15 protein-coding genes and 1 tRNA gene are annotated in these 18035 nt (G+C 73.5%); 4 read left to right on the top strand and 12 right to left on the bottom strand.

What is annotated here, in order from left to right; genetic code table 11:
* The first annotated feature begins 225 nt into the window (after positions 1-225).
* From ACZ6ZR_RS10320 to ACZ6ZR_RS10330, 3 genes are all read left to right on the top strand, one after another.
* Positions 226-1188 carry an acyl-CoA desaturase gene (locus ACZ6ZR_RS10320; protein WP_465641375.1) on the top strand — a complete coding sequence of 321 codons (963 nt, stop codon included), beginning with the start codon at positions 226-228 and terminating at the stop codon, positions 1186-1188.
* A gap of 200 nt (positions 1189-1388) precedes the next feature.
* The gene (locus ACZ6ZR_RS10325; RefSeq protein ID WP_345281154.1) at positions 1389-1991 is read left to right on the top strand and encodes a TetR/AcrR family transcriptional regulator; all 603 of its coding nucleotides are present in this window, start codon (positions 1389-1391) and stop codon (positions 1989-1991) included.
* 80 nt (positions 1992-2071) lie between these two features.
* Complete coding sequence (locus ACZ6ZR_RS10330) at positions 2072-2563, top strand: MarR family winged helix-turn-helix transcriptional regulator (protein ID WP_465641377.1); 492 nt, start codon at positions 2072-2074, stop codon at positions 2561-2563.
* A gap of 79 nt (positions 2564-2642) precedes the next feature.
* Here ACZ6ZR_RS10330 and ACZ6ZR_RS10335 read toward each other — a convergent pair whose 3' ends face one another.
* The 8 genes from ACZ6ZR_RS10335 to ACZ6ZR_RS10370 all read right to left on the bottom strand — a co-directional run bounded on the left by ACZ6ZR_RS10335 (position 2643) and on the right by ACZ6ZR_RS10370 (position 10971).
* A complete protein-coding gene (locus tag ACZ6ZR_RS10335; RefSeq protein ID WP_465641379.1) occupies positions 2643-4178 on the bottom strand; it encodes a polysaccharide biosynthesis protein in 1536 nt (511 codons plus the stop codon).
* A gap of 58 nt (positions 4179-4236) precedes the next feature.
* On the bottom strand, positions 4237-5103 hold the full coding sequence (locus ACZ6ZR_RS10340) for a LuxR C-terminal-related transcriptional regulator (protein ID WP_465641381.1): 867 nt from the start codon (positions 5101-5103) through the stop codon (positions 4237-4239).
* Positions 5104-5355: 252 nt separating this feature from the next.
* Positions 5356-6486: a galactokinase gene (galK, locus tag ACZ6ZR_RS10345; RefSeq protein WP_465641383.1), complete on the bottom strand. Its 1131-nt coding sequence runs from the start codon at positions 6484-6486 to the stop codon at positions 5356-5358.
* Entirely contained in the window at positions 6483-7445 is a 963-nt protein-coding gene (gene galE, locus ACZ6ZR_RS10350; RefSeq protein WP_465641385.1) for a UDP-glucose 4-epimerase GalE, read from the bottom strand. Before galE ends, galK begins: the two co-directional genes overlap by 4 nt.
* Positions 7438-8532, bottom strand: a complete 1095-nt coding sequence (galT, locus tag ACZ6ZR_RS10355; RefSeq protein ID WP_465641387.1) for a galactose-1-phosphate uridylyltransferase — start codon at positions 8530-8532, stop codon at positions 7438-7440. Before galT ends, galE begins: the two co-directional genes overlap by 8 nt.
* A gap of 111 nt (positions 8533-8643) precedes the next feature.
* A complete protein-coding gene (locus tag ACZ6ZR_RS10360; protein ID WP_465641389.1) occupies positions 8644-9333 on the bottom strand; it encodes a response regulator transcription factor in 690 nt (229 codons plus the stop codon).
* Between the two features lie 175 nt (positions 9334-9508).
* Positions 9509-9581, bottom strand: a tRNA-Thr gene (locus ACZ6ZR_RS10365).
* 82 nt (positions 9582-9663) lie between these two features.
* Positions 9664-10971 (bottom strand): MFS transporter, encoded by a 1308-nt coding sequence (locus tag ACZ6ZR_RS10370; RefSeq protein WP_465641390.1) that lies wholly within the window; start codon positions 10969-10971, stop codon positions 9664-9666.
* Positions 10972-11205: 234 nt separating this feature from the next.
* Here ACZ6ZR_RS10370 and ACZ6ZR_RS10375 point away from each other — a divergent pair, with 234 nt between their 5' ends.
* On the top strand, positions 11206-13098 hold the full coding sequence (locus ACZ6ZR_RS10375; protein ID WP_465641392.1) for an FUSC family protein: 1893 nt from the start codon (positions 11206-11208) through the stop codon (positions 13096-13098).
* Positions 13099-13267: 169 nt separating this feature from the next.
* Here the strand turns inward: ACZ6ZR_RS10375 and ACZ6ZR_RS10380 are convergent, their stop codons facing one another.
* From ACZ6ZR_RS10380 to rsmA, 4 genes are all read right to left on the bottom strand, one after another.
* Positions 13268-15073 carry an ABC-F family ATP-binding cassette domain-containing protein gene (locus ACZ6ZR_RS10380; protein ID WP_465641393.1) on the bottom strand — a complete coding sequence of 602 codons (1806 nt, stop codon included), beginning with the start codon at positions 15071-15073 and terminating at the stop codon, positions 13268-13270.
* A gap of 80 nt (positions 15074-15153) precedes the next feature.
* Positions 15154-16143 (bottom strand): aldo/keto reductase, encoded by a 990-nt coding sequence (locus tag ACZ6ZR_RS10385; protein ID WP_465641394.1) that lies wholly within the window; start codon positions 16141-16143, stop codon positions 15154-15156.
* Positions 16144-16222: 79 nt separating this feature from the next.
* Positions 16223-17137 (bottom strand): 4-(cytidine 5'-diphospho)-2-C-methyl-D-erythritol kinase, encoded by a 915-nt coding sequence (locus ACZ6ZR_RS10390; RefSeq protein WP_465641395.1) that lies wholly within the window; start codon positions 17135-17137, stop codon positions 16223-16225.
* Entirely contained in the window at positions 17134-18024 is an 891-nt protein-coding gene (gene rsmA / locus ACZ6ZR_RS10395) for a 16S rRNA (adenine(1518)-N(6)/adenine(1519)-N(6))-dimethyltransferase RsmA (protein WP_465641396.1), read from the bottom strand. Before rsmA ends, ACZ6ZR_RS10390 begins: the two co-directional genes overlap by 4 nt.
* Between the last annotated feature and the right edge of the window lie 11 nt (positions 18025-18035).

Below are 18035 nucleotides of genomic sequence, written 5' to 3' on the forward strand. Positions count from 1 at the left end.
TCCTGCCCTTAGACGATCCGGGAAGGGCGGTCACCGCGCCGGTGTCCCGGCGCGCGGTCCACAGCCTACGGGGTGCGGCGCCGCACATCCACCACCTTCGCCGCCTCTGCCCCGCCCCTTCGCAGCCCCCGGGCCGCTCCCGACACGTCTTCCCATCCGGGGCGGCATTACTTACGATGCCGTAGGTTACGGCTACGTAGGTAGCCCCTTCCCTCGAGGACCCTCATGACGATCCAGGCCAGCGAAGCGCCCCCCGGAGCCGCCGCCGTCGCCGCCACCCAGCTGTCCGCCACCCGGGGCGGCGAGCAACAGGGCCTCGCCGAGCGGATCACGCTCGGCCTCTTCATCGGGGTGCCGTTCCTGACCCTGCTGGCCGCCGTGCCGGTGGCCTGGGGCTGGGGCCTCGGCTGGACCGACCTGGCGATCATGACGGTGATGTACTTCGTGGCCTGCCACGGCATCACGGTCGGCTTCCACCGCTACTTCACCCACGGCTCGTTCAAGGCCAAGCGCCCGCTGGTGATCGCCATGGCGATCGCCGGCAGCCTGGCCATCGAGGGTCCGCTGGTGCGCTGGGTGGCCGACCACCGCAAGCACCACCAGTTCAGCGACAAGGAGGGGGACCCGCACTCCCCCTGGCGCTACGGCGAGTCGGTGCCCGCGCTGATGAAGGGCCTCTGGTGGGCCCACCTGGGCTGGCTCTTCGACGAGGAGCAGACGCCGCAGATGAAGTACGCCCCCGACCTGGTGAACGACCCGGTGATAAGGGCGATCTCCCGGCTGTTCTGGCTCTGGACGCTGATCTCGATGCTGATCCCGCCGGTGATCGGCGGCCTGGTCTCGATGAGCTGGCAGGGCGCGCTGACCGCCTTCTTCTGGGGCTCGCTGGTCCGGGTCGGGCTGCTGCACCACGTCACCTGGTCGATCAACTCGATCTGCCACGCGATCGGCGAGCGCCCGTTCAAGTCCCGGGACCGCTCCGGGAACGTCTGGTGGCTGGCCGTGCTCTCCTGCGGCGAGTCCTGGCACAACCTGCACCACGCCGACCCGACCTCGGCCCGGCACGGGGTGCTCCGCGGCCAGGTGGACTCCTCCGCCCGGCTGATCCGCTGGTTCGAGCAGCTCGGCTGGGCCCGGGACGTCCGCTGGCCCGACGAGGCCCGGATCGCCGCCCGCCGCGCCGCATGACCCGACGTCTACAGCATGATGTAAGGGTGAACGGGAGCAACGGAGACAGCGCAGCCGGCCGGACCGACCGAGCGGAGGCCGCCCCGGGCGCGCCCGCCGCGCGCGCCCGGGCCGCTGCTCCCGCCGCCCGCACCACCACGGCCCGCACCGCACCGGCCCGGCCGGCCCCCGCCCGCACGGGCAAGGGCGGCCGGGTCCGGATGACCGGCAAGCAGCGCCGCGAGCAACTGCTGGACATCGGCCGCACGGTCTTCGCCGAGCGCGGCTACGACGGCACCTCGGTGGAGGAGATCGCCGAGCGGGCCGGGGTCTCCAAGCCGGTGGTGTACGAGCACTTCGGCGGCAAGGAGGGGCTCTACGCGGTGGTGGTCGACCGCGAGATGCAGCTGCTGCTGGACATGGTCACCGGCGCGCTGACCGGGGGGCACTCCCGGGAGCTGCTGGAGCAGGCCGCGTTCGCGCTGATGGACTACATCGACACCTCGACCGACGGCTTCAAGATCCTGGTCCGGGACTCCCCGGTGGCCCAGTCGACCGGCTCCTTCGCCTCGCTGATCAGCGACATCGCCACCCAGGTGGAGGACATCCTGGGCCTGGAGTTCAAGTCCCGGGGGTTCGACGCCCGGCTGGCCCCGATGTACTCGCAGATGCTGGTCGGCATGGTGGCCCTCACCGGCCAGTGGTGGCTGGAGGTGCGCAAGCCCGGCAAGGCCGAGGTCGCGGCGCACCTGGTGAACCTGGCCTGGCACGGGCTGGAGGGCCTGGAGCGGCACCCCAAACTGGTGGGCGACCGGCAGTTGTGACCGCGCGCTGACTTGAGGGTGTCCGAAGTCTTGACGTCAAGAGGCTTTATATCGACACACCCGTGGATACACTGATCCACATGGAGGACGAGGTCGACCGGCTGGTCGCTGCATGGCGCCGAGAGCGCCCCGACCTCGACGTGGAACCGCTCGAGGTGCTCAGCCGGGTCAGCCGGCTCGCCCGGCACCTGGACCGGGCCCGCCGCGCGGCCTTCGCCGAGCACGGTCTGGAGCCCTGGGAGTTCGACGTCCTCACCGCGCTGCGCCGGGCCGGTGCGCCGTACCAGCTCTCCCCCGGGCAGCTGCTCACCCAGACCCTGGTGACCTCCGGGACGATGACCAACCGGATCGACCGGCTGACCGGCAAGGGCCTCGTCGTCCGGCTGCCCGACCCGGACGACCGGCGCGGCGTGCTGGTGCGGCTCACCGAGGACGGGCAGGACCGGGCGGACCAGGCGCTGGCCGGGCTGCTGGCCCACGAGCGGGCGCTGCTGGCCGAGCTGACCGGGCCTCAGCGGTCCGAGCTGGCCACCCTGCTGCGGCTGCTGATCGCCCCCTTCGACCAGGCCTGAGCCCGCCCTGACACCGGGCCGCCCACGCCCCTGACGCACCGTCGGGGGCCCGGTGCGGGCCCCCGACGGTGACGGACCGCTAGAAACCGTCCGGGTAGGGCGTGCTGAGCGCCGGGACGGGCTTGGGCTCCGGGGTGGTGTAGCCCGGCAGGATGGTCCCCAGCAGCCGGCGGACCTCCGCGTCGGAGTTCCCCGCAGCGGCCCCGTACAGGGCCGTCAGGGAGCCCGCCAGGTCCTCCGGGCCGGCCAGGTCGTCGGCCACCGTGGCGTAGATCCGGGCGTGCGCGGTGGGCAGCCGCTCCTCGCCCTCGGAGAACAGCGCCTCGTTGAGCTTCTCGCCGGCCCGCAGGCCGGTGTAGCGGATCTCCACCTCCCCCGCCTCCAGCTGCACCTGGCGGGCGAAGTTGTGCACCAGGTCGACGATCCGGACCGGCTCGCCCATGTCGAGCACGAAGACCTCGCCGCCGTGCGCCATCCGGCCGGCCTCCAGGACCAGGCCGACGGCCTCCTCGATGGTCATGAAGAAGCGGGTCACGTCGGGGTGGGTGATGGTCACCGGGCCGCCGCTGCGCAGCTGTTCGGCCAGCACCGACAGGAGCGAGCCGCGCGAGCCCAGCACGTTCCCGAAGCGGACGGCGGAGAAGACGCCGGTGCCGAGGTTGCGGGCGTCCCGGGCGTTGGCCTGGACGATCAGCTCGGCCAGCCGCTTGGAGGCGCCCAGCACCGAGGTCGGGTCGGCCGCCTTGTCGGTGGAGATCAGCACGAACCGCTCCACGCCGGTGGCCAGCGCGGCCTCCACCAGGTTGTCGGTGCCGAGCACGTTGGACTTCACCGCCTCGCTGGGGTGGCGCTCCAGCAGCGGCAGGTGCTTGTGCGCGGCGGCGTGGAAGACCACCTCGGGGCGCAGGTCGCGGAAGATCTGCTGGATCCGCGGCCGGTCCCGGATGTCGGCGATCACCAGCGAGTCGTCGGTGAGCAGCGCCTCGCCCCAGATCTCCAGCTGGAGCCGGTGCAGGTTGGACTCGTCGTGGTCCAGCATGTAGAGCTCGGCCGGGCCGAACGCGTGCACCTGACGGCAGAGTTCGCTGCCGATCGACCCGCCGGCGCCGGTCACCAGCACCCGCTTGCCCTCGATCAGCGCACGGATGTCGGAGGAGACCACGTGCACCTCGTGACGGCCGATCAGCCGGTTCACGTCCAGGCTGCGCAGGTCGGAGCCGACCACCTCGCGGCGCAGCGCCGCGAGGAAGGACGGCAGGTAGCGGACGGCCGCTCCGGCCGCCGCGGCGGCGGTGGCCAGCGCGCGGACCTTCTGGTGGGCCAGCCCGGGGATGGCCAGCACCACGACCTGCGCCTTGCTCTCCACGGCCAGCTCGGTGAGCTCGGTGAGCGTCCCCAACACCGGGACGCCGCCCACCAGTTCACCCGACTTCAGCGGGTCGTCGTCGAGCAGACCGACCGGGACCAGCCCGAACTCGGGTGTCCGGCCCAGGTCGCGGACCAGCGCGGAGCCGGCCGCACCGGCCCCGACCACGATCGTGCGCAGACCCTGACCGCCCTCCCCCGGTGAGAGGTCGAACGGGTTCAGGCGTGCGGCATTGCTGTACGGCGACATGGGTGTCCTCCGGATTCCCTGACCTGACGGAGTCGGTACCTGGGGCATGGGGGGCCGGTCAGCCGGCGCCGGGGCCTGCGGTCGAGGCGACGGTTGGGGTGGTTGGGGTGGTGCGCTGGGAAGGCCCGGACGGTTCGGACGGACTGACGCCCGCCCGCCGGGCCACGGCAACGGCGGCGAGGGTGGAGTGCACCCCCAGCTTGCCGAGCACGTTCTGCATGTGGGTGCGGACGGTGTGCGGGGAGAGGTACAGCCGCTCCGCGACGGCCTGCCGGCCGAGACCGGCGACCATGCAGCGGAGCACCTCCTCCTCGCGCGGGGTCAGCGTCTCCACCAGTCGTTCGCTCTCCGTCCGGTCACGCCGGGCGGCGGTCAACTCCCGTACCACGCCGGTGAGCAGGGTCGGCGGGAGGTGCGTCTCGCCGCGCAGGACGCCGCGGATCACGGCCATCAGACGCGGCAGCGAACTGTCCTTGGCGACCCAGCCGCCGGCACCGGCCTGGAGGGCGCGGACCGCACGGCGCGGGTCGTCCTCGGTGGCCAGCACCACGGCCCGCAGCTCCGGATGGCTCCGGACGGCCCGGGCCAGCAGCAGCAGTCCGTCCGGCGCGGGGCCGGTGCCCGGACGCGGCACGGCGGCCGGGGGCAGTGGCCCGGGTGGTCTCCGGGGCGCCGGTGCACGGCCCGGTGGGGCCTCCAGCTCCACCGGCCGGCCCGGCCGCCGGGCAGCGGCGCCGAGGTCGGCGTCGACCAGCACGACGTCGAACGGACGCCCCTCGGTGGCCGCCCGCTCCAGGGCACGCTCCGCCCCGGCCGCGCTTCCGGCCACACCTACCTCGACATCGGGCTCGGCGGCCAGGGTGGCCGCCAGTGCCTCGGCGAAGATGCGGTGGTCGTCGACCACCAGGACGCGTACCCGCCCCATCGTCGTACCCCCCTGCTCAGGTGCCGACCCCCACCGGTACCGGACTCAGCGTACGGAAGTGGGAGGCGGGTCGGTGGGGGTTTCGTGAAGTTCCGTAGGGCACGGCGACGGTGGACCACCCGGGGGCGCGAGGAACTGCGCAAAGGGGAACGGCAGCACCTGCAACTGACTGATGGAGCTTCAGTTGCACGTGCTGCCGTTCCCCTGCGCGCAGTTCCTCGCGCCCCCGGTGTGGCCAATGCCAGCGCTGACTCAGGACAGGCGGCGGGCGCCGGCCGAAGCGGTGGCGGTGAAGGTGCGGGGTGCGGCGTAGCCGGCCTCCGCGAAGGCGGCGGTCACGGCGGACTCGACCTCCGTCAGGAGTTCCTCGGCGACCAGGGCGATGACCGAGCCGCCGAAGCCGCCGCCGGTCATCCGGGCGCCGAGCGCACCGGCCTCGACCGCGGCCGAGACGGCCAGGTCGGTCTCCGGGCAGGAGACCCGGTAGTCGTCGCGCAGCGAGGCGTGACCCGCCGTCAGCACCGGGCCGAGCCCGGCGAACTCGCCCGCGTCCAGCAGGGCGACGGCCTGCTGCACCCGGGCGTCCTCGGTCACCACGTGGGCGACCAGCGGGGCCAGCTCGTCCGGCAGCCGCTCCAGCGCCCCGGCCAGGTCCTCCGGCTCCAGGTCGCGCAGGGCGGTCAGGCCGAGCAGGGCGGCGGCCTTCTCGCACCCGGCCCGCAGCTCGGCGTAGGCGCCGTCGGCCAGGTCGTGCTTGACCCGGGTGTCGATCACCAGCAGGCGCAGCCCGCGGGCTGCCAGGTCCAGCGGGACCTGGCGCTGGGTCAGGTCGCGGGTGTCCAGCACCAGGGCGTTGCCCTCGGCGCAGCACATCGAGGCCATCTGGTCCATCACCCCGCACGGGACGCCGACGAAGGCGTTCTCGGCGAACTGGGCCAGCCGGGCCAGGTCGGCGTTGCTCAGCGGCAGGTCGTACAGGTCCCGGTAGGCGGTGGCGACCACGCACTCCAGCGCGGCCGAGGAGGAGAGCCCCGCTCCGCCGGGCACGTCGCTGTCGAACCAGAGGTCGGCGCCGCCGACCAGGTAGCCGGACTCGCGCAGGGCCCAGACCACGCCGGCCGGGTACTTGGCCCAGCCCTCCACGGAGCCGGGGGCGAGCCCCTCGACCTCCAGCTCGGTCACCTGGCCGTCGCCCTGCTCGCTCCAGAGCCGGAGCAGGCCGTCGGTGCGCAGCCGCACGGCCGCCTTGGCGGTGTGCGGCAGGGCGATCGGAAGCACGAAACCGTCGTTGTAGTCGGTGTGCTCGCCGATCAGGTTGACGCGGCCGGGGGCCGCCCAGACTCCGGTCGGGGCGGCTCCGTGGACGGACTGGAAATCGGTCATGCCTGCTTCTTCTCCAGGGTGAACTGCCAGGCGTCGCGGACGATCTCGTCCAGCTCCGGGCGGCGGGGGGTCCAGCCGAGCGCCTCGTGCGCGCGGGTGGCGGAGGCGACCAGGACGGCCGGGTCGCCGGGGCGGCGGTCGGCGACCACGACCGGGATCTCCCGGCCGGTGACGCGCTTGACGGACTCGATCACCTCGCGGACCGAGAAGCCGCTGCCGTTGCCGAGGTTGCAGATCAGGTGCTCGCCGGGCTTGGCGGCGGTGAGCGCCAGCAGGTGGGCCTCGGCCAGGTCCGCGACGTGGATGTAGTCGCGGATGCAGGTGCCGTCCGGGGTCGGGTAGTCCTCACCGAACACCGCGATGTGCGGGCGCTGGCCCAGCGCGGCCTGGAAGACCAGCGGGATCAGGTGCGACTCGGGGTCGTGCCGCTCGCCGTAGGCGCCGTACGCGCCGGCCACGTTGAAGTAGCGCAGCGAGACCGCGGCCAGGCCGTGGGCGATCGCCTCACTGGTGATCAGGTGGTCGACCGCCAGCTTGGTGGCGCCGTAGGCGTTGGTCGGCGCGGTGCGGGCGGTCTCCTTGATCGGGACCTCCTCCGGCTCGCCGTAGGTGGCGGCGGTGGAGGAGAAGACCAGCTTGCGGACCCCGGCCTTGCGCATCGCGCTGACCAGCTCCAGCGAGCCGGCCACGTTGTTGCGCCAGTACTTCTCCGGGTCCGCGACCGACTCGCCGACCTGGGAGGCGGCGGCGAAGTGCAGCACGCCGTCGTAGGAGGAGTCCAGCACGTCGGCCGCGTCCTGGATCCGGCCGCGGACGAACTCGGCACCCGTCGGGACGCCCTCCAGGAAACCCGTGGAGAGGTCGTCGAGGACGGTCACCTGGTGACCGGCCTCCAGCAGGTGCGCGCCGACCACGCTGCCGACGTATCCAGCGCCACCGGTGACCAGGTACTTACCCATGTGTTGCGACCTCCCGCAGGCGGTGTGCCGCCTGTTCGGGCGACACGTCGTTCATGAAAGCGTCCATGCCGGATTCGGTCCCGGCCAGGAACTTGAGCTTGCCTACCGTACGACGGATCGTGAAGAGCTCCAGATGCAGTGCCAGCTCGTCCCGGTGTCCGGCCGGTGCCTGGTGCCAGGCGGAGATGTACGGGGTCGGCGCGTCCATGTCGAAGAGACGGTCGAAACGGCGCAGCAGTTCCAGGTAGATCCCCGGGAACTCGGCCCGCTCGGCCTCGTTCAGGCCGGTCAGGTCGGGGGTGCGGCGGTTGGGGTAGAGGTGCACCTCGTACGGCCAGCGGGCGGCGAACGGGACGAAGGCCGTCCAGTGCTCGCCCGCCAGCACCACCCGTTCGGGGTGGGCGAGTTGATCGGCGATCAGGTCCTCGAAGAGGTTGCGGCCGGTGGCGGCGCGGTGCGCGGTGGCGGCGGCGGCCGCCTTCACGGAGCGCGGGGTCACGAACGGGAAGGCGTACACCTGCCCGTGCGGGTGGGCCAGGGTCACGCCGATCTCCACGCCCCGGTTCTCGAAGCAGTAGACCTGCTCGATCCCGGGCAGCGCGGAGAGCTCCGCCGTCCGGTCGGTCCAGGCGTCCAGCACCAGCCGGGCCTTGTCCTCGGTGAGGCTCGCGAAGGAGGCGTCGTGCTCCGAGGTGAAGCAGACCACCTCGCAGCGGCCCGCCCCGGGGACGGTCTCGTGGAACGGGGTGCGGTCGGTGGCGACGTGTTCGGCCGCTCCCAGCGCGAGGGAGGGGAAGCGGTTCTCGAACACCGCGACCTGGTACTCCGGCGCCGGCACCTCGCTCAGCCGGCCGTCCTTCGACGGGCAGAGCGGGCACTCGTCGGCCGGGGGGTGGTAGGTACGGCCCTGGCGGTGCGCGGCGACCGTCACGTGGTCACCGGTGACCGGGTCGCGGCGGATCTCGGACAGCGCGGTGGTGGGCTCCAGCGGACGCAGGTCGCTGTAGTTCCGGTCGGCGACGGTGCCGTCCGCGTCGAAGTAGATCAGCTCACGGCCGTCGGCAAGCTTGGTGGTGGTCTTCTGCACGGCAACATGGTCGAACAGATTCCAACAAGAGTCAACAGTTGCGGGCATGGTGATGCCGGGGGCGCGGGGAACTGCGCGAGCCGGAGGAACCCCTCCGGAACTGAGGGCACGTCAGAAAGGCGCGCGTGCTCCGGGGCCCGGGGTGATCCGTTCGAGCAGTCCCGTCCGGGCCGCCGTGGCGGTCGCCTCCAGGCGGGTGCGGGCGCCGAGCTTCATCAGGACGCGCTGGACGTGGGTGCGGGCCGTGCTGGGGGCGATGCCCATGCCGTCCGCGATGGCGCCGGTGTCCTGGCCCTCGGCGATCCGCAGCAGCACCTGGACCTCACGGCGCGTCAGCGCCCGCAGCAGCCGCACCGCGTCGTCGTCCGGCTCCGCCACCGGCCGCAGCAGCCGCTCGAACGCCCCCTGGAGCACCTCGACCGCGACCGCCGCCTCCCCCGCCCGCACCCGGGCGATGGCCCGCTCGACCACCTCGATCCGCTCGTCGCTGCGGACGTACCCCGCCGCCCCCGCCGCGAACGCCGCCGCCACCCGCCCGGGTTCACCCACCGGGCCGAGCACCACCACCGCGATCTCCGGCCGGTCCCGCCGCAGCCGCCGCAACGGCTCGAAGGCGTCCGGGCCACCCGGGCCGGCCACCCCGACCAGACAGACCTCCGGGCGGCGGGCCGTGACCAGCTCGCAGACCGACCGGGCCGGCGAACCGATCGCCAGCACCCGGTGCCCGCGCAGCTGCAAGGCCGAGGCCAGCGCCTCGGCGAGCAGCCGGTGATCGTCGACCACCACGAGCCGAACGCCCATGGCGCCCTCCCAGTCCACGTCCGGCGCACCCCTCCGCGTCCCGTCAGTACCCGGCAGGCGGCCATTGACGCACCATCACAGCGCATCCGGCCCCGGCCCGCCAGAGCGCCGACGGCACTCCCGTGCCGAAAAACGAAAGAAGGCCCCCGCCGTGATGGCGGGAGCCTTCTGTCCGAGCCCCCATGCGGAATCGAACCGCAGACCTTCTCCTTACCATGGAGACGCTCTACCGACTGAGCTATAGGGGCTTGCCGGTCTTCGTTTCCTTCTGACCGGGCCGGTCGAACGAGGAAGACATTACACGGTGATCGCCCCGCTTGTGAAATCCGCTCAGCCGGCTTCCGCCGCAAGGTTCCCGGGGCGTACGGCGGCCAGGTCGCGCCCCCTGGTCTCGGGCAGCGCCCGGAGCGCGAGCAGCGAGATCACGCCCATCCCGGCGGCGTACCACCCCACCGGTACGGCGGTCCCGTACTCCGCGGTGAGCCTGGTCGCGACCAGCGGCGCGGTGGCCCCGCCGACCACCCCGCCGAGGTTGTAGCTCAGCGCCACCCCCGTGTACCGCAGCCGGGTCGGGAACAGCTCCGGCAGGTACGAGGCGATCGGCCCGAAGAGCAGCCCGAGTGCCGCCATCGCCCCGACCAACGCCAGCCCCGCCGCCGCCGGGCGCCCGGTCTCCAGCAGCGGGAAGAGCAGCAGCGACCAGCCCGAGGTGACCGCCGTCGCGGCCAGCAGCACGAGCCGCCGCCCGAACCGGTCGCCCCAGCCCGCGCTCAGCCAGACCGTGCCGGCCATCGCCGCCGACCCGGCCAGCAGCGCCGCCAGGACCAGCCCTCCGGACATCCCGAGGTCAACGGTGGCGTGGGCCAGCGCGTAGGTGGTGGTCAGGTAGAAGACGGTGTACCCCACCATGATCGACAGCCCGCCGAGCGCCACCTCCCGCCCGTGCCCGCGCAGCAGCTCCACCACCGGCACCCGGGGGCGCTCCGGCTGCTCGGCGAAGAGCGGCGACTCCGCCACCTTCAGCCGGACGAACAGCCCGAAGGCCACCAGGACGGCCGAGGCCAGGAACGGCACCCGCCAGCCCCAGGCCAGGAACGCCTCCCGGCTCAGCCCCTCGGAGAGCAGCAGGAAGACCGAGTTGGCCAGGAAGAACCCGGCGCAGGGCCCGAGTTGCAGGTACCCGCCGTACCGGCCGCGCCGCCCGCTCGGCGCGTGCTCGGCCAGCAGCAGCGCGGCCCCGCCCCACTCCCCGCCCAGGCCGATCCCCTGACAGAACCTCAGCACCACCAGCAGCACCGGCGCCCACGTCCCCCACACCCCGTACCCGGGCAGCAGCCCCACCAGGGCGGTGGAGACCCCCATCAGGAGGAGCGAACCCACCAGCGTCGTCTTCCGGCCGAGGCGGTCGCCGTAGTGACCGAACAGCACCGCCCCGATCGGACGGGCCAGGAAGGCGACGGCGTAGACGGAGAAGGCGGCGAGCAGGGCGCCGGTGGTGCCGAGACCGGGGAAGAAGACCTGGCCGAAGACGAGGGCGGCGGCGGTGCCGTAGATGAAGAAGTCGTAGAACTCGATCGTGGTGCCGACCAACGCGGCGGCGGCGACCCGGCGCAGCGCGGGGGCCTGAGTGGGTGTCATGGGCACCACCCTGGCGGTGCCCTGACATCGAGGACCATCGGGCAACCGGGTGAAAGGTGGTTACCCCGGGGGCGCGAGGAACTGCGCGCGGGGGTACGGCAGCACGTGCAACTGGCTCACGTGCCCCGACCTGACGCCGGCCCGCCTTCCGTACTCGCGCCCGCGCGGCGGAGCCGCAAGTCAGCAGAGCCTCGCGCCCCCGAGGTGTGACCACTTACGTTCTAAGCTGGCGGCGTGCGTGAGCAAGTGTCAGCCTCGTGGTGGGCGCAGGCTGCCAGGGCGGGGCGGCCGCCCGTGCCGTGGGGGCTGATGGTGCGCGGGGCGGTCGGGATGGGCACCCCGTTGGCGCTCGGGTTGGTGACGGGGCGGCTGGACCTCGGGGTGTTCGCCGGGCTCGGGGCGATGCACGCGACCATGAACGACCGGGACGAGCCGGCCGGTCTGCGGGTGCCCCGGATCGGCGGGGCGGTGGGGGCCTCCGCGCTGGGGATGCTGACCGGCGCCGCGCTTCGGCACTTCGACGCCTCCACGCCACTGGCCGCCGTGGTCCTGGCCCTGCTCGCCTTCGCCTCCGGCGCCCTGAGCGCCACCGGCCCGCGCGGCTCGGGCGCCGGGATGCTGCTGCTGGTCTCGGCCACCCTCGGCGCCGGGATGCCGAGCCCCACCCCGTGGTGGGCCGCCGCCCCGGCCATGCTGGTGGGCGCCGCGTACGTCGTGCTGCTGGGAGCGTTCCACCACCCCACCCGCCCCGCCGCGGACCCGCGCCGCCGCGCCCTGGCCGCCGCCTTCACCGCCCTCGGCAGCACGCTCGCCGACCTCGGCACCCCGCGCGGCGCCGCGTCCCGCCAGGTCCTCACCGCCCGGCTCAACCAGCTCCAGGACCTCCTCCCGCCGGCCCGGACGGGCCGTCAGGAACCGGACCGGGTACGCCGCCTGCGCACCCTGTACGAGGCGACGCTCGCCGTCACCGAGACCGCCAGCGCCCTGCTCTGGGCCTGGCGGCCGGTGCCCGCCGAGGTGGCCGGCCTGCCCGGGCGGCTGGCCGCCGCCGTGCTCGGCGCCGGCCCGCCGCCCGCTTACCCCGACTGGGAGCCGGACACCCCGGCGCTGCGCGCGCTGGACGCCGCCCTGCGCGACCTCACCGAGGCGGTGGCCGGACGGCCCGTGGCACTGGGCACCGCGCCCGCCCCTCCCCCGGACCCGTGGCGGCTGCGGGCCGGGCTGCTCTCGCCCGCCTCGGTCCGGTACGGGCTGCGGGTGGCGCTCTGCATCGCGGTCGCCTCGCTGCTCACCGCCGGGGTGCCGCTCAGCCGGGGCTACTGGGTGCCGATGACGGTGGCCTTCGTCCTCAAGCCCGACCTGGGATCGGTCTTCCAACGGGCCGTCAGCCGCTCGGTCGGCACCGTGCTGGGCGTCGCGGTCACGGCCGGGCTGCTCTCGCTGACCTCCTCCGAGTGGGCGCTGGCGGCGATCGCCGCGCTCTGCGTCGCCCTGCTGCCGTACTCGCTGGGCGTGCACTACGGGCTGAACGCCGCGGTGATGACACCGATGGCGCTGATCCTGGTGCAGTTCGGCGGCGAGCCGGGCACCGAGGAGCTCTGGCCACGGGTCCTGGACACCGCGCTGGCCAGCGCGATCGTGCTGGTCTTCGGCTACCTGCTCTGGCCGGAACGGCCGCAGCACCGGATCGAACCCCGGCTGGTGGCGGCCGCCACCGCCGTCCGGGCCTACCTCGCCTCGGTGGTGGACGACGGGCCGCCGGTCGCCGAGGTCTGGCTGCGGCGCACCGCGTACCGGGCGCTGGCCGACGCCCGCCAGGAGGTGCGGCACGGGCTCACCGAACCGCCGCCGAACGGACGCCTGGCCTCCCGGTGGCTGCCCGCCACCGCCGCGCTGGAACGCCTCTCCGGCGCGGTGGCCGCGTACGGCGCCCAGATCCGCTACGGCGGCCGGGCCCCCGACCCCGCCGAGGCCGCCCGCGTCTTCGAGGCCCTCGACCGCCTCACCACCGCCGCCCGCAACCACCGCCCCCCGTCCGGCCTGGCCGAACGCCCCACCGAGCCGCACGACCCGGCCCTGAGCGCCCTGGCCCGCGCCGCCAGCGAACTCGATGCCTTGCTCGCGTGAGGTTGGTGGCTACCCCGGGGGCGCGAGGAACTGCGCGAGTACGGAAGGCGGCCCACCTTCAACTGACCCACCGTCAGCCAGTTGCACGTGCTGCCTTTCCAACCCGCGCAGTTCCTCGCGCCCTCGGGGGCCTTCGGCCCCCGAGGCGCTGCCCTGCCGGGGCCCCGGCCTACTCGGCGAGTTCGGCGAGCTCCATCCAGGACGTCTCGAGCTCTTCCTTGTCCTCGCGGACCTTGCGCAGCTGCGCGTCCAGCTCGGCGACCTTGGAGAAGTCGGCCGCGTGCTCGGCCAGTTGGGCGTGCAGCTTGGCCTCCTGCTGGTCCAGCTTGACGATCTGGCGCTCCAGCTTCTGCATCTCCTTCTTGGCCGCCCGGGTGTCCCCCGCCGGCTTGGCGGCGGCGGCCGGGGCCTGCACGGCCGAGGCGGCGGCGGCCTGCTCGGCCATCCGGGCCCGGCGCTCCAGGTACTCGTCCACGCCGTTGGGGAGCATCCGCAGCCGCTGGTCGCCGAGCAGCGCGTGCACCGTGTCGGTGGTGCGCTCGATGAAGAACCGGTCGTGGGAGATCACGACCATCGAGCCGGGCCAGCCGTCGAGGAGGTCCTCCAGCTGGTTGAGGGTCTCGATGTCGAGGTCGTTGGTGGGCTCGTCGAGGAAGAGCACGTTGGGCTCGTCCATCAGCAGCCGGAGCAGCTGGAGCCGGCGCCGCTCGCCACCGGAGAGGTCACCGACCGGGGTCCACTGCTTGTCCTTGCCGAAGCCGAACTGCTCGCAGAGCTGACCGGCACTCATCTCCCGGCCCTTGCCCAGGTCGACCCGGCCGCGGATCTGCTCGACGGCCTGGAGCACCCGGGTGGCCGGGTCCAGCTCGGCGATCTCCTGGGAGAGGTAGGCCAGCCGGACGGTCTTGCCGACCTTGATCACGCCGGAGGCCGGCTGCACGTCGCCGTCGGTCGCGAAGGCGGCCTGCATGGCGCGCAGCAGCGAGGTCTTGCCCGCGCCGTTCACGCCCAGCAGGCCGATCCGCTCGCCGGGGCCGAGGTTCCAGGTGAGGTTCTCCAGCAGCAGCTTGGGGCCGGCCTTGACCGTCACGTTCTCCAGCTCGAAGACGGTGCGGCCCAGGCGCGCGTTGGCGAACTTCATCAGCTCGCTCTTGTCCCGGGGCTCCGGCACGTCGGCGATCAGGGCGTTGGCCGCCTCGATCCGGTAGCGCGGCTTGGAGGTCCGGGCGGGGGCACCGCGGCGCAGCCAGGCCAGCTCCTTGCGGGCCAGGTTCTGCCGCTTCTGCTCCTCGGTGGCCTCGGCCCGGGTGCGCTCGGCGCGGGCGAAGACGTAGTCGGAGTAGCCGCCCTCGTACTCGCGGACCTCGCCGCGCTGGACGTCCCACATCCGGGTGCAGACCTGGTCCAGGAACCACCGGTCGTGGGTGACGCAGACCAGCGCGGAGCGCCGGTTCTGCAGGTGCTGGGCGAGCCAGGCGATGCCCTCGACGTCGAGGTGGTTGGTGGGCTCGTCGAGGACGATCAGGTCGTGCTCGCCGAGCAGCAGCTGGGCCAGCGCGATCCGGCGGCGCTCGCCACCGGAGAGCGGGCCGATCACGGTGTCCAGGCCCTCCGCGAAGCCGGGCAGGTCCAGGCCGCCGAACAGGCCCTGGATGATGTCGCGGATGCGGGAGTCGCCGAGCCACTCGTGGTCGGCCCGGCCGGCGATCACCTCGTGCCGGATGGTGGCCTTCGGGTCCAGCGAGTCGTGCTGGGTGAGGACCGCCATCTGCAGGCCGCCGGAGTGGGTGATCCGGCCGGTGTCCGGCTCCTCCAGCTTGGCCAGCATCCGGATCAGGGTGGTCTTGCCGTCACCGTTGCGGCCGACGACGCCGATCCGGTCGCCCTCGCTGACGCCGAGGGTGACCCCGTCGAGCAGGGCCCGGGTGCCGTAGACCTTGCTGACGGACTCGATGGTGGCGAGGTTGACGGCCACTGCAGCTGCGCTCCTGGACTAGAAAGACCCGAGAATGGGTACCCGGGAACCTCCAGCCTAATGGGCGGTGCACGCGGGTTTCAGTGAGCGCCGTCCAGCCGGGCCCGCTGATCCTCCGTCAGCGCCAGGTCGAGGGCGGCCAGGCTCTCGTCCAGCTGGGCCACCGAGGAGGCCCCGGTCAGCGGGATCACCGGGACCTCGCCGCCGAGCAGCCAGGCCAGCACCACCTGGTTGTGGGTGGCGCCGGTCTCCTTGGCCACCTGGTCCAGCACCGCGCTGCGGGCCCGGGTGCCCGCGTGGTCGAAGGCCGGGTCCAGCGGCTTGGCCGCCTCGTTGCCGTAACTGCCGCCGAGCAGCGGCGAGTACGCGACCAGGGCCAGCTCCGGCTCGGCCCGTACGTACGAGAGCAGGTCGCCGACCACCACGCCCGCGTCGCCGTCCGGCGAGAGCGGGCTGGGCCGGTCGGCCCGGCGGCGGAAGTAGCTGTGGCTGTACTGGAGCACCTCGTACCCGGCCAGCCCCTCCTTCGCCGCCAGCTGACGGGCCCGCTCCACCTGCCAGGACCAGTGGTTGCTGACGCCGAGCAGGCCGACCGTGCCCTCCGCCACCAGCGCGCCGAAGGCGCCCACCGTCTCGGCGAGCTCCACCGTCGGGTCCTGGACGTGGGCGTAGAGCAGGTCCAGCTTCTCCACCCCGAGCCGCTGCCGGCTCTCCTCGGCCTCCTGCCGGATGGCCGCCGCCGACAGGCCCTCCCGGTTCTCCACGTACCCGGTGCCGGCCGCCTTCGGGCGGGCGCCCAGCTTGGTGGCGATCACCACCTCGTCGGTGATGCCGCGGCTGCGCCGCCAGTTGCCGAGCACCTGCTCGCTGGCGCCGCCCCGGCTGTCGTCCAGCCAGTAGGCGTAGTTGTTGGCGGTGTCGACGAAGGTGCCGCCGGCCTCCACGAAGCGGTCCAGCACCGCGAAGGCGGTGGCCTCGTCGGTGCGGGTGCCGAACAGCATCGCGCCCAGGCTGAGGACGCTGACCTCGCGGCGGTGCTGGGGGTCGGTGCCGATGGTGCGGTAGCGCATGGTGGAGCTCTCCCCGTGCTCACGGCCCGTCAGGTGCGGGCCCGTGCACACGAGTCTGGGAGCTGGAGCGCGCTCCAGGTCAAGCGGTGACCGACGCTCCCGGCACCGGGCCGTACGTCACGTGCGCGGCCCGGCAGGTGCCGGACTCGCGCAGGGCGCGGGCGATGCCCTCGGCCGCCTCGGCGTCCTTCGCCAGGAAGGCCGTGGTCGGGCCGGAGCCGGAGACCAGCGCGGCCAGCGCGCCCGCCTCGGTGCCCGCCCGCAGGGTGTCCGCCAGCGAGGGGCGCAGCGAGACGGCGGCGGCCTGGAGGTCGTTGGCCAGCGCCTCGGCGAGTGCGGCCGGGTCCCCCGCTGTCAGGGCGGCCAGCAGCGCCGGGTCGGCGTCGGGGGTGGTCACCTCGTCCTCGGTGAAGCCCGTCCCGGCCTCGGCCCGCAGGCGGTCGCACTCCCGGAACACGGCCGGGGTGGAGAGACCGCCGTCGGCCACCGCGAAGACCCAGTGGAAGGTGCCCGCCACCGGCAGCGGGGTCAGGATCTCGCCCCGGCCCCGGCCCAGCGCCACCCCGCCGAGCAGCGCGAACGGCACGTCCGAGCCCAGCTCGGCGGCCAGCTCGTGCAGCACCTCGGCGGGGGTGTCCAGCTGCCACAGCGCGTCGCAGGCCACCAGCGCGGCTGCCCCGTCGGCGCTGCCGCCGGCCATGCCGCCGGCCACCGGGATGGCCTTCTCGATGTGCAGCGCGACGTTCGCCTCGATGCCGTGGTGGGCGGCCAGCGCGTACGCCGCCCGGGCGGCCAGGTTGCTGTCGTCCAGCGGCACCTGGTCGGAGCCGGGGCCCTCGCAGCTCAGCGTGACGCCCTCGCCCTGACGGGCCGTCACCAGGTCGCCGAGGGCGACCGCGAAGAAGACGTTGGCCAGGTCGTGGAAGCCGTCCGGGCGCAGACCGCCCACGCCCAGCTGCACGTTGACCTTGGCGGGGACCCGGACCGTGATCATTCCGCGGCCTCCGCCTTCGGCTTGTGCTCGGCGATCGCCGCGAACTGCTCCACCGTCAGCATCTCGCCGCGCAGGGTGTGGTCGATCCCCGCACCGCGCAGCGCCTCCTCGGCGGCGGCCGGCGAACCGGCCCAGCCGGCCAGCGCGGCCCGCAGCGTCTTGCGGCGCTGCGCGAAGGCGGCGTCGACCACGGCGAAGACCTCCCGCCGGGTGGCGGTGGTCTTCGGCGGCTCGCGGCGGATCAGCGAGACCAGGCCGGAGTCCACGTTCGGCGCGGGCCAGAAGACGTTGCGGCCGATGGCGCCGGAGCGCTTCACGTCCGCGTACCAGTTGGCCTTCACGGACGGGACGCCGTAGACCTTGTTCCCCGGCTTGGCGGCCAGGCGGTCGGCGACCTCGCTCTGCACCATCACCAGGGTGCGCTCGATGCTCGGGAAGGTGGCCAGCATGTGCAGCAGCACCGGGACGGCCACGTTGTAGGGGAGGTTCGCCACCAGCGCGGTGGGCGGCGGGCCCGGCAGCTCGGTGACCTCCATGGCGTCGCTCAGCACCAGGTCGAAGCGGTCCGCCCGCTCCGGCATCCGGGCCGCGATCGTGGTCGGCAGGTGCCGCGCCAGCAGCGGGTCGATCTCCACCGCCGTGACGTGCTCCGCCACCTCCAACAGCGCCAGCGTCAGCGAGCCGAGCCCCGGCCCGACCTCCACCACCGCGTCCTCGGCCGTCACCCCGCCCGCCCGGACGATCCGCCGCACGGTGTTCCCGTCGATGACGAAGTTCTGCCCGCGCTGCTTGGTCGGCTTCACACCCAGCGTGGCCGCCAGCTCCCGGATGTCGGAGGCTCCGAGGAGGTGGCTGTCAGGGGCGGTGGGTTCTTCGGTGCTGCTCACCCGGCAAGGAT

The sequence above is a fragment of the Kitasatospora sp. NPDC088742 genome (assembly GCF_055584905.1).

Bases quoted from the DNA above. Each gene is read 5' to 3' on its own strand.
- ACZ6ZR_RS10320 (WP_465641375.1), top strand. From the start codon at position 226: ATGACGATCCAGGCCAGCGAAGCGCCCCCCGGAGCCGCCGCCGTCGCC.
- ACZ6ZR_RS10325 (WP_345281154.1), top strand. From the start codon at position 1,389: ATGACCGGCAAGCAGCGCCGCGAGCAACTGCTGGACATCGGCCGCACG.
- ACZ6ZR_RS10330 (WP_465641377.1), top strand. From the start codon at position 2,072: ATGGAGGACGAGGTCGACCGGCTGGTCGCTGCATGGCGCCGAGAGCGC.
- ACZ6ZR_RS10335 (WP_465641379.1), bottom strand. From the start codon at position 4,178: ATGTCGCCGTACAGCAATGCCGCACGCCTGAACCCGTTCGACCTCTCA.
- ACZ6ZR_RS10340 (WP_465641381.1), bottom strand. From the start codon at position 5,103: ATGGGGCGGGTACGCGTCCTGGTGGTCGACGACCACCGCATCTTCGCC.
- galK (WP_465641383.1), bottom strand. From the start codon at position 6,486: ATGACCGATTTCCAGTCCGTCCACGGAGCCGCCCCGACCGGAGTCTGG.
- galE (WP_465641385.1), bottom strand. From the start codon at position 7,445: ATGGGTAAGTACCTGGTCACCGGTGGCGCTGGATACGTCGGCAGCGTG.
- ACZ6ZR_RS10360 (WP_465641389.1), bottom strand. From the start codon at position 9,333: ATGGGCGTTCGGCTCGTGGTGGTCGACGATCACCGGCTGCTCGCCGAG.
- ACZ6ZR_RS10370 (WP_465641390.1), bottom strand. From the start codon at position 10,971: ATGACACCCACTCAGGCCCCCGCGCTGCGCCGGGTCGCCGCCGCCGCG.
- ACZ6ZR_RS10385 (WP_465641394.1), bottom strand. From the start codon at position 16,143: ATGCGCTACCGCACCATCGGCACCGACCCCCAGCACCGCCGCGAGGTC.
- ACZ6ZR_RS10390 (WP_465641395.1), bottom strand. From the start codon at position 17,137: ATGATCACGGTCCGGGTCCCCGCCAAGGTCAACGTGCAGCTGGGCGTG.